General features: G+C 71.4%; 10 protein-coding genes and 1 riboswitch. Of the genes, 6 read left to right on the top strand and 4 right to left on the bottom strand.

What is annotated here, in order from left to right:
* The coding region (locus tag IF73_RS0121255; RefSeq protein WP_037879923.1) for a DUF6531 domain-containing protein at nt 1–3,762 on the top strand (3,762 nt) is incomplete at its 5' end.
* Nucleotides 3,759–4,262, top strand: a complete 504-nt coding sequence (locus IF73_RS0121250; protein ID WP_031010403.1) for a hypothetical protein — start codon at nt 3,759–3,761, stop codon at nt 4,260–4,262. The genes IF73_RS0121255 and IF73_RS0121250, both read left to right, overlap by 4 nt.
* 130 nt (nt 4,263–4,392) lie before the next feature.
* Here IF73_RS0121250 and IF73_RS0121245 read toward each other — a convergent pair whose 3' ends face one another.
* The 4 genes from IF73_RS0121245 to gcvT all read right to left on the bottom strand — a co-directional run bounded on the left by IF73_RS0121245 (nt 4,393) and on the right by gcvT (nt 8,777).
* Nucleotides 4,393–5,763, bottom strand: coding sequence for an L-serine ammonia-lyase (locus IF73_RS0121245; protein WP_031010401.1), 1,371 nt, complete (start codon nt 5,761–5,763; stop codon nt 4,393–4,395).
* Between the two features lie 150 nt (nt 5,764–5,913).
* Nucleotides 5,914–7,182, bottom strand: a complete 1,269-nt coding sequence (gene glyA, locus IF73_RS0121240; protein ID WP_031010400.1) for a serine hydroxymethyltransferase — start codon at nt 7,180–7,182, stop codon at nt 5,914–5,916.
* Between the two features lie 24 nt (nt 7,183–7,206).
* Nucleotides 7,207–7,584 carry a glycine cleavage system protein GcvH gene (gene gcvH, locus IF73_RS0121235; RefSeq protein ID WP_031010399.1) on the bottom strand — a complete coding sequence of 126 codons (378 nt, stop codon included), beginning with the start codon at nt 7,582–7,584 and terminating at the stop codon, nt 7,207–7,209.
* Nucleotides 7,585–7,661: 77 nt separating this feature from the next.
* A complete protein-coding gene (gene gcvT, locus IF73_RS0121230; RefSeq protein WP_031010398.1) occupies nt 7,662–8,777 on the bottom strand; it encodes a glycine cleavage system aminomethyltransferase GcvT in 1,116 nt (371 codons plus the stop codon).
* Nucleotides 8,778–8,928: 151 nt separating this feature from the next.
* Nucleotides 8,929–9,029: riboswitch (glycine riboswitch) on the bottom strand.
* 173 nt (nt 9,030–9,202) lie between these two features.
* Here gcvT and IF73_RS0121225 point away from each other — a divergent pair.
* From IF73_RS0121225 to IF73_RS0121210, 4 genes are all read left to right on the top strand, one after another.
* On the top strand, nt 9,203–9,865 hold the full coding sequence (locus tag IF73_RS0121225; RefSeq protein WP_031010397.1) for an AAA family ATPase: 663 nt from the start codon (nt 9,203–9,205) through the stop codon (nt 9,863–9,865).
* Nucleotides 9,866–9,977: 112 nt separating this feature from the next.
* Nucleotides 9,978–10,709: an enhanced serine sensitivity protein SseB gene (locus IF73_RS0121220; protein ID WP_051717099.1), complete on the top strand. Its 732-nt coding sequence runs from the start codon at nt 9,978–9,980 to the stop codon at nt 10,707–10,709.
* Nucleotides 10,710–10,796: 87 nt separating this feature from the next.
* Complete coding sequence (locus IF73_RS0121215) at nt 10,797–11,591, top strand: enhanced serine sensitivity protein SseB C-terminal domain-containing protein (RefSeq protein WP_031010394.1); 795 nt, start codon at nt 10,797–10,799, stop codon at nt 11,589–11,591.
* Between the two features lie 226 nt (nt 11,592–11,817).
* The gene (locus tag IF73_RS0121210) at nt 11,818–13,488 is read left to right on the top strand and encodes an ABC transporter substrate-binding protein (RefSeq protein WP_031010392.1); all 1,671 of its coding nucleotides are present in this window, start codon (nt 11,818–11,820) and stop codon (nt 13,486–13,488) included.
* Nucleotides 13,489–13,517 lie beyond the last annotated feature (29 nt).

Below are 13,517 nucleotides of genomic sequence, written 5' to 3'. Positions count from 1 at the left end.
AACTTCGTCCGCTCGCTCAACCCCACGGACCCGTACAACCTGACCCACCCGGCGGAGTACTACAAGGGCGTCAACATGACGCTCGCCGGCCTGGTCTCCACCGTGGCCAACCCGGACCGGGCGCTGAAGAACGCCTGGGACGCGGCGAAGGGCGACCCGTCGGAGTTCCTCGGCCGGCTGGTCCCGGAGCTCATCGGCACCAAGGGCGCGGGCGGCCTGAAGGCCCTGACCCGCCTCAAGAACCCGCCCGACGGCCCCGGCAAGCCGGGCGGCACCCGCACGGACCAGCAGAAGAACCCGGACGGCAACAGCAACAAGTGCAGCGAGACGGTCTGCGACGGCGACCCGATCGACATGGCGACGGGCCGCATGCTGCTCTGGCAGACCGACCTCGCCCTGCCCGGCTCGCTGCCCCTCGTCCTCCGGCGCACCTTCGACTCGTCCCGGCGCTCGGGCCGCTGGTTCGGCCCGGCCTGGTCGAGCACCGTGGACCAGCGGCTGGAGATCGACTCCGAGGGCATCGTCTTCAGCTGCGACGAGGGCAGCCTGCTGGCCTACCCGCACCCCGCCCCGGGCGTCCCCGTCCTGCCGACCCACGGCCGGCGGTGGCCGCTGGACCGGGTCGAGGACGGGTACACCGTCACCGACCCCGACACCGGGCGGGTGCTGCACTTCGCCGACCACGGCGAGGACCTCGCGCTGCTGGTCCAGATCGACGACCGCAACCGCCGCTGGATCGCCTTCGCGTACGACGAGGAGGGCGCCCCGACGGAGATCGTCCACCACGCCGGCCGGCACGTGAGGCTCACGACCTCCGAGGGCCGGATCACCGCCCTGCACCTCGTCGGGGCGGCGGCCGACGGCACCGACCAGGAGATCCTGCGCTACGGCTACACCGACGGCCACCTCACCGAGGTCGTCAACTCCTCCGGCGTGCCGCTGCGCTTCGGCTGTGACGAACAGGGCCGCATCACGTCGTGGACCGACACCAACGGCAGCGCCTACCACTACGTCTACGACGAGCGTGACCGCTGTACCGACCAGTCCGGCTCCCACGGACACCTGGAGTCGCACTTCACGTGGGACGAGGTCGACCCGGCCACCGGAATGCGGTGCACCTCCCTCACCGACGGCCAGGGGCGCACGACCCGGTACCTCGTCGACGACCGGTCGCAGGTCGTCGCCGAGATCGACCCGCTGGGAGCGGTCACCCGGTACGAGCGCGACCGCCACCACCGACTCCTCTCCCGGACCGACCCGCTCGGCCACGTCACCCGTTCCGTCTACGACGACGCGGGCCGGCTGATCGAGGTCGTCCGTCCCGACGGCCGCGGCGTCCGCGCCGAGTACGACGCACTCGGCCTCCCCGTGTGCGTGCGGTACGCGGACGGCACCGTCATGCGCCAGACGTTCGACGAACGCGGCAACCGCACCTCGTACACGGACGTCTCGGGGACGACGACGCACTTCACGTACGACGACGAGGGGCACCTCGCCTCGCTGACCGACGGGCTCGGCGCGACCACCCTCGTCCGGTGCGACCGCAGCGGACTGCCGGTGGAGATCACCGACCCGCTGGGTGCCGTCACGCGGTACGAACGGGACGCGTTCGGCCGCCCCACGGCGGTCACCGACCCGCTCGGCGCGGTGACCCGCGTGGAGTGGACCGTCGAGAGCCAGGTGGCCCGGCTGGTGGAGGCCGACGGCAGCGTCCGGACGTGGACCTACGACGGCGAGGGCAACGTGCTCACGCACACCGACGCCGTGGGCGGGACCACCCGTTTCGAGTACACGCACTTCGACCTCCTGGCGGCACGGACCGACCCGGACGGCGCGAGGTACGAGTTCCGGCACGACGCCCGGCTCCGGCTGACCCAGGTCGTGAACCCCCTGGGACAGACCTGGGACTACGCGTACGACCCGGCGGGCCGGCTGGTGTCCGAGACCGACTTCGACCGCCGTACCCTCCACTACGCGTTCGACGCCGCAGGACGCCTCACCACGCGCACCAACGGCCTCGGACAGAGCGTCCGGTACGAACGCGACAGCATGGGCCAGATCGTCCGCAAGGACAGCGACGGCCTCGTCACCACCTACGAGTACGACGTCTTCGACGAGCTCGCCGCGGCCACCGGCCCCGACGCCACGCTGACGCGCCTGCGCGACCGGTACGGGCGGCTGCGCTCGGAGACGGTGAACGGACGCGAGCTCTCCTTCGACCACGACGCGCTCGGCCGCCGGGTCGGCAGGACCACCCCCGCCGGGGCGGTCAGCTCCTGGACGTACGACGCGGCCGGTCGCCCGGTGGCGCTGACCACGTCCGGCCGGACGATCGGCTTCCGGCGCGACCTGGCGGGCCGCGAGGTGGAGCGCCACATCGGTGACCACGTGAGTCTGGCCAACGCGTTCGACACGGTCGGCCGGCTGGTCGACCAGCGGGTCATGGGCCGGGGGCGACGCGGCATCCAGCACCGCTCCTACTCCTACCGCGCCGACGGCCACGTCGTCGGCGTCCAGGACCTGCTCGGCGGAAGCCGCCGCTTCGACCTCGACACGATGGGCCGGATCACCGCCGTCCGCGCCGAGGGCTGGTCCGAGACGTACGCCTACGACGCGGCCGGGAACCAGACCACCGCCTCGTGGCCGGCCTCCCATCCCGGCCAGGAGGCGGTGGGGGCCCGGGCCTTCACGGGCACCCGCGTCGTCCGGGCCGGGCAGGTCCGGTACGAGCACGACGCGCAGGGCCGCACCGTGCTCCGGCAGAAGGCGCGCCTGTCGCACAAGCCCGACACCTGGCGCTACACCTGGGACGCGGAGGACCGTCTCACCTCGGTCGTCACCCCGGACGGCACGGTCTGGCGCTATCTGTACGACCCGCTGGGCCGTCGCATCGCCAAACAGCGCCTCGCCGACGACGGCCGCACCGTGGCGGAGGAGGTCACCTTCACCTGGGACGGCGCGACGCTGTGCGAGCAGACCAGCCGGAGCGAGCACCTCCCCCGTCCCGTCGCCCTCACCTGGGACCACGACGGCCTGCGCCCGCTCGCCCAGACGGAGCGCCGGCTGGCCGCGGACGGGGCGTCCCAGGACGCGGTCGACGAACGCTTCTACGCGATCGTCACCGACCTCGTCGGCGCCCCGGCGGAACTCGTCGACGAGGCCGGAGACCTCGCCTGGCGGACCCGTGGCACCGTGTGGGGCGCGACCGCCTGGGCCGCGACGAGCACGACGTACACGCCGCTCCGCTTCCCGGGGCAGTACTACGACCCGGAGACCGGGCTGCACTACAACTTCCACCGGCACTACGATCCGGAGACGGCCCGCTACCTCAGCACCGACCCCCTGGGGCTCGATCCCGCTCCGAACCCGGTCGCCTACGTGGACAACCCCCTGACGGCGTCCGACCCCCTCGGCCTCAAGCCCTGCAAGATCCGCGTCTCACCGATGGCCTCCGACTGGGCGACCAAGGGTGCCCACGTGCACATCCCGCAGAAGAAGGGGCCGGAGCACGAGGTCCGCGTCTACGTGGACGACAAGGGGAACATCGCCGCGGACCCCATCCGGCTCAACACGGGACTGGCCTCGGACAAGAGCGTGAAGGCGGCCCTGGACGCGGTGAACAACGACCCGGCGCTCCGCGCCGACCTCCTGGCCAAGGCCAAGGCGGCCAAGGCCGAGATGGACGACCACAACTGGGGCAACAAGCAGAACCGCTCGGCCGAAATGCAAGCACTGATCGACAAACTGGAGAACTGGCCGTGACCGGCGTTTCCTTCCTCGCCTCCTTCCTCGCCACCGGAGAACTGCACGGCATCGGCATCGGCTCGGGACTCGCCGACGTCGACCGGGCCTTCCGCCATCCCTTCGTCGACGTCGTCGGCGACGAGGGGGAGTGGCTGCGCCGCGACTACGGACTCGTCGAGTTCGCCTTCAACCCGGAGCCGGACTGGGTCGTGGCCACCGCGACGGTCCAGCTGCACCGCCTGGCGTCGGACGACGACCTGGCCGGGGCGTGGGCCCGGAGCACCGGGATCGAGTTCCCCCGGTACGTGTCCTGGGAGGAGCTGTGGGACGAGGTCTCCCGCGCCCACGACGCCCCGGAGCTGAGGATCAGGGACCAGGGCGGCTTCCTCGAGTACCGCGCCCTGCGCTCGAACGTCTCCGTCCTCGTCGTGGACGACAAGGACGAGGAGCGCGGCCGTCGCGTCGGCGACGGGGACGTGTGGAGCCTCGACCTGTGGGCACCCGCCCGGCCGAGCTGACCGGCGGGCCCGGCCGGGCGCGGCGGGGCGGGACGCGACGGGGGCGGGACGCGGCGCACCGGCCGCGTCCCGCCCCCGTCGGCCCCGGCCCCGCCGCGAGGCGTGAACGCGCCGGTCAGGGCCTATGGCCTCAGCACTCGATGATGTTCACCGCGAGACCGCCACGGGCGGTCTCCTTGTACTTGACGCTCATGTCCGCGCCCGTCTCCTTCATGGTCTTGATGACCTTGTCCAGGGAGACCAGGTGGCTGCCGTCGCCGCGCATCGACATCTTCGCCGCCGTCACGGCCTTGACCGCCGCCATGCCGTTCCGCTCGATGCACGGGATCTGGACCAGGCCGCCGACCGGGTCGCAGGTCAGGCCCAGGTTGTGCTCCATGCCGATCTCGGCCGCGTTCTCCACCTGCTCGGGGGAGCCGCCCAGGACCTCGGCGAGGGCGCCCGCCGCCATCGAGCAGGCCGAGCCGACCTCGCCCTGGCAGCCGACCTCGGCGCCGGAGATCGAGGCGTTCTCCTTGAAGAGCATGCCGACCGCGCCCGCCGCCAGCAGGAAGCGGACGATGCCGTCCTCGTCGGCGCCCGGCACGAAGTTCATGTAGTAGTGCAGGACGGCGGGGATGATGCCGGCAGCGCCGTTGGTCGGGGCGGTGACCACCCGGCCGCCCGCCGCGTTCTCCTCGTTCACCGCCATGGCGTAGAGCGTGATCCACTCCATCGCGTGCATGGCCGGGTCGCCCTCGGAGCGCAGCTTGCGGGCCAGGGTCGAGGCGCGGCGGCGCACCTTCAGGCCGCCGGGGAGGATGCCCTCGCGGGACATGCCGCGCGAGACGCAGGACTGCATGACCCGCCAGATCTCCAGCAGCCCCGCGCGGATCTCGTCCTCGGTGCGCCACGCCTTCTCGTTCTCCAGCATCAGCGAGGAGATCGACAGGCCGGTCTCCTTGGTGAGGCGGAGCAGCTCGTCGCCGGTGCGGAAGGGGTACTTCAGGACCGTGTCGTCCGGGATGATCGGGTTCTCGCCGGCCACGGCGTCCTCGTCGACCACGAAGCCGCCGCCGACCGAGTAGTACGTCTTCTCCAGGACGAGCCCGCCCTCGGCGTCGTACGCGAAGACCGTCATGCCGTTGGCGTGGTACGGGAGCGCCTTGCGGCGGTGCAGGACCAGGTCGTCGTCGAAGGAGAACGGGATCTCGTGGGCGCCGAGCAGGTTGATCCGCCCGCTCGCCTTGATCCGCTCGAACTCGTCGTCGGCGCTCTCCACGTCGACCGTGCGCGGCGAGTTCCCCTCCAGGCCGAGGAGGACCGCCTTCGGCGTGCCGTGGCCGTGGCCGGTCGCGCCCAGCGAGCCGTACAGCTCGGCCCGGACCGAGGCCGTCCGCGCGAGCAGCCCCTCGTTCTTCAGGCGGCGGGCGAACATCCGGGCCGCGCGCATGGGGCCCACCGTGTGGGAGCTCGACGGACCGATGCCGATCGAGAACAGGTCGAAGACCGAGATGGCCACGGGAGGACTCCTTGTGGGGGCTAGACGTCGTTGTCTGCCGGGGTGATGCAGAAACGCTGAGCATGGGGCGGGGCACCGCGCTCACCGTTCCAGTGTGCGCGGTGCCCCAGATGTTCCGTACGAACAGGCTCGGAACTAAATCGTACGAAATTACTTCAGGCCGGGGTACAGCGGGTGCTTGTCGGCCAGCGCGGTCACGCGGGCCTTCAGCGCCGCGGCCTTGTCCTCGTCGTAGCCCGGCTTGAGGGCCTCGGCGATGATGTCGGCGACCTCGGTGAAGTCCTCGGCCTGGAAGCCGCGGGTGGCGAGGGCCGGCGTGCCGATGCGCAGACCGGAGGTGACCATCGGCGGGCGCGGGTCGTTCGGGACGGCGTTCCGGTTGACCGTGATGCCGACCTCGTGGAGCCGGTCCTCGGCCTGCTGGCCGTCGAGCTCCGAGTTCCGCAGGTCCACCAGGACCAGGTGCACGTCGGTGCCGCCGGAGAGGACCGAGACGCCGTGCGCCGTGACGTCGTCCTGGACCAGGCGCTCGGCCAGGATCCGGGCGCCGTCCAGGGTGCGCTGCTGGCGCTCCTTGAACTCCTCCGAGGCCGCGACCTTGAAGGAGACCGCCTTGGCCGCGATCACGTGCTCCAGCGGGCCGCCCTGGAAACCGGGGAAGACCGAGGAGTTCAGCTTCTTCGCGAACTCCTTCTTCGCCAGGATGACGCCGCCGCGCGGGCCGCCGAGCGTCTTGTGCGTGGTGGAGGTCACCACGTCCGCGTACGCGACCGGGTTCGGGTGCAGGCCGGCCGCGACCAGACCCGCGAAGTGGGCCATGTCGACCCACAGGTACGCCTCGACCTCGTCGGCGATCCGGCGGAACTCCGCGAAGTCCAGCTGGCGCGGGTACGCCGACCAGCCGGCGATGATCACCTTCGGGCGGTGCTCCTTGGCCAGGCGCTCGACCTCGGCCATGTCGACCAGGCCCTTGTCGTCCACGTGGTACGCGACCACGTTGAACTGCTTGCCCGAGAAGTTCAGGCGCATGCCGTGGGTCAGGTGACCGCCGTGCGCCAGGTCCAGACCGAGGATCGTGTCGCCCGGCTGGGCCATCGCGAAGAGCGCGGCCTGGTTGGCGGAGGCGCCGGAGTGCGGCTGCACGTTGGCGTACTCGGCGCCGAACAGGTCCTTGATCCGGTCGATCGCGATCTGCTCGGCCACGTCGACGTGCTCGCAGCCGCCGTAGTAGCGGCGGCCCGGGTAGCCCTCGGCGTACTTGTTGGTGAGGACGGAGCCCTGGGCCTCCATGACCGCGACCGGAGCGAAGTTCTCCGACGCGATCATCTCGAGGGTGGACTGCTGACGGCGGAGCTCGGCGTCGACGGTGGCGGCGACGTCCGGGTCCAGCTCGTGGAGGGGAGTGTTCAGAAGCGACATGAAGCGATCCCTACGGGGTCTCGGTCAGCCTGCGGTGAAGGCGGTGTACTCGTCGGCGGTGAGCAGGTCGTCCTGCTCGGCCGTGAGGCGCACCTTGAACAGCCAGCCGCCCTCGAACGGAGCGGAGTTCACCAGCGACGGGTCGTCCACGACGTCCTGGTTCGCCTCGACGACCTCGCCGGTCACCGGGGAGTACAGCTCGCTCACGGACTTGGTCGACTCCAGCTCGCCGCACTCCTCGGTCGCGGTCACGGTGGAGCCGACCTCGGGGAGCTGGACGAACACGATGTCACCGAGGGCGTTGGCCGCGTGCTCGGTGATGCCGACCGTGGCGACGCCGTCCTCGACGGCCGACAGCCACTCGTGCTCCTTGCTGTAGCGAAGCTGCTGGGGGTTGCTCATGGCCTGATTCTCCTGGATCGGGGGAGTGCGGATGTACGTGGGTCTTGCGGGGTGAGACGTGTCCTGAGACGAATACGTCACTTCTGGCGCTTGTAGAACGGCAGTGCCACGACCTTGTAGGGCTCGTGGGTGCCGCGGATGTCCACGCCCACGCCCTCGGTGCCGGGGGCCGCGTGGGCCGCGTCGACGTACGCCATCGCGATCGGCACGCCGAGGGTGGGGGAGGGGGCGCCGGAGGTGATCTCGCCGACGACCTCGCCGCCGAGGACGACCTGCATGCCGGCGCGCGGGACCCGGCGGCCCTCGGCGACCAGGCCGACCAGCTTGCGCGGCGGGGCGGTCTCGGCGCGCTCGGCGGCGGCCTCCAGCGCCTTGCGGCCGACGAAGTCGCCCGGCTTCTCGAACTTCACGACCCGGCCGAGACCGGCGTCGAAGGGGGTGAGGGAGGTGGTCAGCTCGTGCCCGTACAGCGGCATGCCCGCCTCCAGGCGGAGCGTGTCGCGGCAGGACAGGCCGCACGGGATCAGGCCGACGCCCGCGCCCGCCTCGGTCAGGGCCTTCCAGACGCCCTCGGCGTGCTCCGGCTTCAGGAAGAGCTCGAAGCCGTCCTCGCCGGTGTAGCCGGTCCGGGCGATCAGCGCCGGGACGCCGGCGACGGTGCCGGGGAGGCCCGCGTAGTACTTCAGGCCGTCCAGGTCGGCGTCGGTGAGCTGCCCCAGGATGCCGGGGGACTCCGGGCCCTGCACGGCGATCAGGGCGTACGCGTCGCGGTCGTCGCGGACCTCGGCGTCGAAGCCCTCCGAGCGGGCGACCAGGGCGTCCAGGACGACCTGGGCGTTGGAGGCGTTGGCGACGACCATGTACTCGGTCTCGCCCAGGCGGTAGACGATCAGGTCGTCCAGGATGCCGCCGTCCTCCTGGCAGATCATCGTGTAGCGCGCGCGGCCGTTGCCCACCGTGGAGATGTTGCCGACCAGGGCGTGGTCGAGCAGGTCGACGGCCTGCGGGCCGGTGACCGTGATCTCACCCATGTGGGAGAGGTCGAAGAGACCGGCCCTGGTGCGGACGGCGTTGTGCTCGTCGCGCTCGCTGCCGTACCGCAGCGGCATGTCCCAGCCGGCGAAGTCGGTCATGGTCGCGCCCAGCGAACGATGCAGGGCATCGAGGGCGGTCAGACGGGGGGTGGTGCTCATGATGGACGTGCTCCCGGGTCCCGAAGGCGGAAAACATGACAGGCAAGGACGTTCCTCCCCATCTGTCATGGAACCTGAGAGGTTCACCGGGGGCATCCCCGGCTTGCACCTTGGGTGGGGACACGACGGGTGTCCCGCTTTTCAGATCTGCCTCATCCACGCGGTACGGGGCCTGAGAGATTCAAGGGAGGGGCTTGCTCCTTCGGCGCCCGGACGGCCCAGGGCCGTCCGGAACTCTCCCGCGCGGATTCGAGCGGCCGGTATGCGGTTGTACGGCGCTGCGCGCGCCTGGCGCGCACATCCTCGCATACGGTGTCGGCGCCGCAAATCGCTTGTCTCGGATTACCGTTTCTTTACACTTCGTGGGCAAGGGTCTCCGTGAGGTCACCCGGTACGTCTCCCGGGGCCCGACAGGGGGAACAGCGATGAGAATCCAGCACACCGGCGTCTTCGCCGGCGAAGCAGCCATACCCGCCCAGCGGGCCCGCGCCCGGACCCGCGCGCGCGGACGCGTCGTGCGGGACCTGCGCGACCGGGGCGGGCGCGGCCCGCGCGCCCTGACCTTCGCCGCCGGCGACGTCGTGGTCGTCTCGGGGCTGCCCGGCAGCGGCAAGTCCACCCTGCTGCGGCGGACCGCCGAGGGCCGCGGCATCGACTCGCAGGACGCCCGCGAGCGCTGGGAGGCCCGGATGCCCCGCCTCCTGCCGTACGCGCTCTACCGCCCGCTGGTCCGGATCGCGCACTACGCCGGGCTCCACCGGGCGCTGCGCTCCGGCGCCGGGGTCGTCGTCCACGACTGCGGCACCCAGTCCTGGGTCCGCGGCTGGCTCGCCCGCTCCGCCGCCCGCCGCGGCCGCGCCCTCCACCTGGTCCTCCTCGACGTCGATCCGGCCACCGCCCGGGACGGCCAGCGCGAGCGGGGCCGCGGGGTGTCCGCGTACGCCTTCGCCCGGCACCGCAGGGCCGTCGGCCGGCTCGTCACCGCCGTCGAGGCCGGCCGGCTGCCGCGCGGCTGCGCCTCCGCCACCCTCCTCGACCGGGACGCCGCGACCGTGCTGCGCCGCATCGGCTTCCGGGACGCCGCCTGACGCCCGCCCGGAGGCGGGTTCTGGTCACGGCCGGGGCGGGGCGGCGTTAGGGTGCTGCGGGACGGCCGGGACCAGGGCCGTGCGAGAAGGGGACGGAACCACCGTGGACGTGATGTGGCCGGGCAACGAGCTGGAGGAGGCGCTGGCCGCCGCGCTCGGGGAGCCCGCGGCCGGAGGCCGGCTCATCGAGGTGCTCGGCCGCAGCCAGGTCTGGGTCCCGCTGCCCAACGGCGGCGGCCCCGACAGCCCCAGCCTGGACCTCGCCACGATGGAGATCGGCGGCGCCGCCTACGTCCCCGTCTACAGCTCGCAGGAGCAGTTCCTCGCCTGCGTCGGCGACCACATGTCCTTCACCGTCGCCCCCGCCCGTGACTTCGCCCGCGGTCTGCCCCCGCAGCTCGGCATCGCCGTCAACCCCGGCGGCGTCGTCGGCGTCCCGCTGCCCCCGCCCGCCGTCGCCGAGCTCTGCCGGGTCGGCCGCACCGCCCTCGACGGGCCCGCCTCCGGCGGCCGGGTCCGGCTCTTCGAGCCCGACTGGCAGGACGACCCGGTCGACTTCCTCGCCGCGGCCGCCGCCGAGTTCGACGCCACCGGCGTCGTCGCCACCGCGCGCCGCACCCTCGCCAGCGTCGAGGGCACCGAACCGGCCCTCTTCGTCGGCGTCCAGCTCACCGGCTGGGACGGCGTCGACCGCAACGCCCCGCTGGACGCCCTCGGCCGCGCCCTCGGTCGCGTCGAGGTCGCCTGGCCGGTCAACCTCATCCTGCTCGACATGGCCGCCGACCCGGTCGGCGACTGGATGCTGGAACGGGTGCGCCCCTTCTACCAGCGCGCCACCGGATGACCCCCGGCCCTGTCTAAGCTGGGCCGACCGAGACCGATCCACCGAACCGAGCCGTACGACACAGAGGACAGAGGGGCGGGACCCAGGGTGAGCGCGTCAGGGGGCGCCACGACCGGACAGGTCGAGCACATGCTGCGCCAGGTGGCGCCCGGACGCTACGACGCGTACGAGGGGCTGCTGCACGCCCTGGCCGACGGCGAGCTGTACATGCTGCTCTGGCAGGGCAGCCCGGGCTCGCCGGAGGCCCAGTACGGCAACATGGAGGTCGACGGCTTCGGTTACGCGCCCTGCGTCACCTCGGCCGGCGAACTCGCCGCCTCCGGCTGGCACCGCGCCCACGAGCGCGTCACCGGCCGCGAGATCGCCCGTGCCCTCTACCCCGAGCGCTGGGGCGTCTGGCTCAACCCGCACGCGCCCGGCGGCGGCGTCGGCATCCCGTGGGCCGATCTGCGCCGGATCGCCACCGGCCTCGACCGGATGCCCGCCGGACCGCTCCGGGTCTCCGAACCCGGCCTGGAGATCCCGCACTTCTACGCCCAGCTGACCCAGAACGCGCACCGGACCCCGGCCGTCCGCTCGCTCCGCCGCGGCTGGGTGCAGCCCGCGCTCGGCACCCCCTACCTGGTCATCGGCCTCGACCTGTACGACGGTTCGGCGGCGACCGTGGACGAGGTGCGGGCGATGATGCGCCAGTCGATCAACGCCGTGCCCGAGGGGCTGCCCGTCTCGACGGTCGCGCTCTCCGACGCGTACGACCCGGTCGCGCTCTGGCTGAAGGCCCACGCGAGGCCCTTCTACGACCGCGAGGCGCACGGCGCCCCGTCCCAGCATGCGGGATCCCAGAGTCCGGGATACGGCTACCCGCCGGCGCAGCACCGCTGACGCGCCCTTCGTGCCCGTGACCCCGCCCTGGCCGAAATGCCTTGCCAGGGCGGGGTTTTGCGTCCACTTGCAGCCGCTCCGGCCGCCGATGTCCGGCAACCGCCCGATTTGGTGAGTGTCCGGGTCTCAGGTTGGTATCACCGCTATGCGGACTGTTCTCTGCGCCGTCACTCGCCAGTAGCGTTCGGCCGGTCAAGACCACACATGGCGACCCAGGGGTGGACCCATGCGCATACTCAATTCCCGGTCGACCCGGGCTCTGACGGCGGCCATCACGGTCGGCCTCATCGCCACGGGCTGCGCGAGCGACCGGGACAAGGACGAGAACAAGTCCGGAGCCAAGGACACCTTCGTGTTCGGCGCCCCGGGCGACCCGGCCTCCCTCGACCCGGCCCTCGCCAGCGACGGCGAGACCTTCCGGGTCACCCGTCAGGCGTTCGAGGCGCTCCTGGAGCACGAGTCCGGTGGCAGCAAGCTCATCGGCGGGCTCGCCGAGAAGTGGTCGAGCAACCCCGAGGGCACCGTCTGGACCTTCAACCTCCGCAAGGGCGTGAAGTTCCACGACGGCGAGACCTTCGACGCGAAGGCGGTCTGCGCCAACTACGACTACTGGTTCAACTGGAAGGGCACCTACCAGTCGAGCGCGGTCTCGTACTACTGGCAGACCATCATGGGCGGCTTCAAGGCCAACGAGGACAAGGAGACGCCGAAGGCGAACTACAAGTCCTGCACGGTCAAGGACGACGCCACCGCCGTCATCGAGGTCTTCGAGCCCTCCGCCAACCTGCCCGGCGGCTTCTCCCTCCAGGCCCTCGCGATCCACTCGCCGAAGGCGCTCCAGGAGTACGCGAAGCAGCAGGTCACCGAGGCCGGCGACGCCATCACCTACCCCAAGTACAGCCAGGAGGCCGGCACGGTCGCCGGCACCGGCCCGTACAAGATCACGAAGTGGAACAAGGGCAACAAGGAAGTCGCCCTGGAGCGCTTCGACGACTACTGGGGCGAGAAGGCCAAGGTCAAGAACCTGGTCTTCCGCACGATCGACACCGAGGAGGGCCGCCGCCAGGCGCTCCAGGCCGGTGACATCGACGGCTACGACCTGGTCGCGCCCGCCGACATCAAGACCCTCGAGGGCGCCGGCTTCCAGGTCCCGACCCGTGACGTCTTCAACCTGCTCTACCTCGGTATGACGCAGGAGGCCAACCCGGCGCTGAAGAAGCCCGAGGTCCGCCAGGCCATCGCGCACGCCGTCGACCGCGAGAACATCGTCAAGACCCAGCTGCCCGAGGGCGGCAAGGTCGCGACCCAGTTCATGCCCGACACGGTCGCCGGCTTCTCGGAGAACGTGAAGAAGTACCCGTTCGACACCGCCAAGGCCAAGTCGCTCCTCGCCGGCGCCGGCGCGAGCGGCCTGTCGATCGACTTCTGCTACCCGACCGAGGTCACCCGCCCGTACATGCCTGCCCCGCAGGACATCTTCGAGCTGGTCAAGGCCGACCTGGAGAAGGCCGGCATCAAGGTCAACCCCAAGCCGAAGAAGTGGAACCCGGACTACGTCGACGCGGTGGAGAAGGGCGGCTGCCCCCTCCACATGCTCGGCTGGACCGGTGACTTCAACGACGGCTACAACTTCATCGGCACCTGGTTCGCCGGGTACGACAAGCAGTGGGGCTTCAAGAACGACAAGGTCTTCAACGCGGTGAAGGCCGGCTCGCTCCAGGGCGACCCGACCAAGCGCACGGACCTCTACAAGGCCGCCAACGAGGCGATCATGGAGTTCCTGCCGGGTCTCCCGCTGACCTCCTCCCCGCCGGCCATCGCGTTCGGCAAGAACGTCGTCCCGCCGAAGGTCTCCCCGCTGACGCAGGAGAACTTCGCCGAGGTCTCCTTCAAGTAACACACCCGTAAGCGGTCCGCCCGGTCACG

It is taken from the genome of Streptomyces sp. NRRL F-5727 (genome assembly GCF_000719555.1).
Taxonomy (GTDB): Bacteria; Actinomycetota; Actinomycetes; order Streptomycetales; family Streptomycetaceae; genus Streptomyces.
Note: the sequence above shows the minus strand (reverse complement) of the source record. Positions and strands in the feature narration are given on the sequence as shown.

What these genes read in the sequence shown, in the direction of transcription:
- IF73_RS0121225 (WP_031010397.1), top strand. Translation starts at nt 9,203, where the DNA reads ATGAGAATCCAGCACACCGGCGTCTTCGCCGGCGAAGCAGCCATACCC.
- IF73_RS0121210 (WP_031010392.1), top strand. Translation starts at nt 11,818, where the DNA reads ATGCGCATACTCAATTCCCGGTCGACCCGGGCTCTGACGGCGGCCATC.
- IF73_RS0121220 (WP_051717099.1), top strand. Translation starts at nt 9,978, where the DNA reads ATGTGGCCGGGCAACGAGCTGGAGGAGGCGCTGGCCGCCGCGCTCGGG.
- glyA (WP_031010400.1), bottom strand. Translation starts at nt 7,182, where the DNA reads ATGTCGCTTCTGAACACTCCCCTCCACGAGCTGGACCCGGACGTCGCC.
- gcvH (WP_031010399.1), bottom strand. Translation starts at nt 7,584, where the DNA reads ATGAGCAACCCCCAGCAGCTTCGCTACAGCAAGGAGCACGAGTGGCTG.
- gcvT (WP_031010398.1), bottom strand. Translation starts at nt 8,777, where the DNA reads ATGAGCACCACCCCCCGTCTGACCGCCCTCGATGCCCTGCATCGTTCG.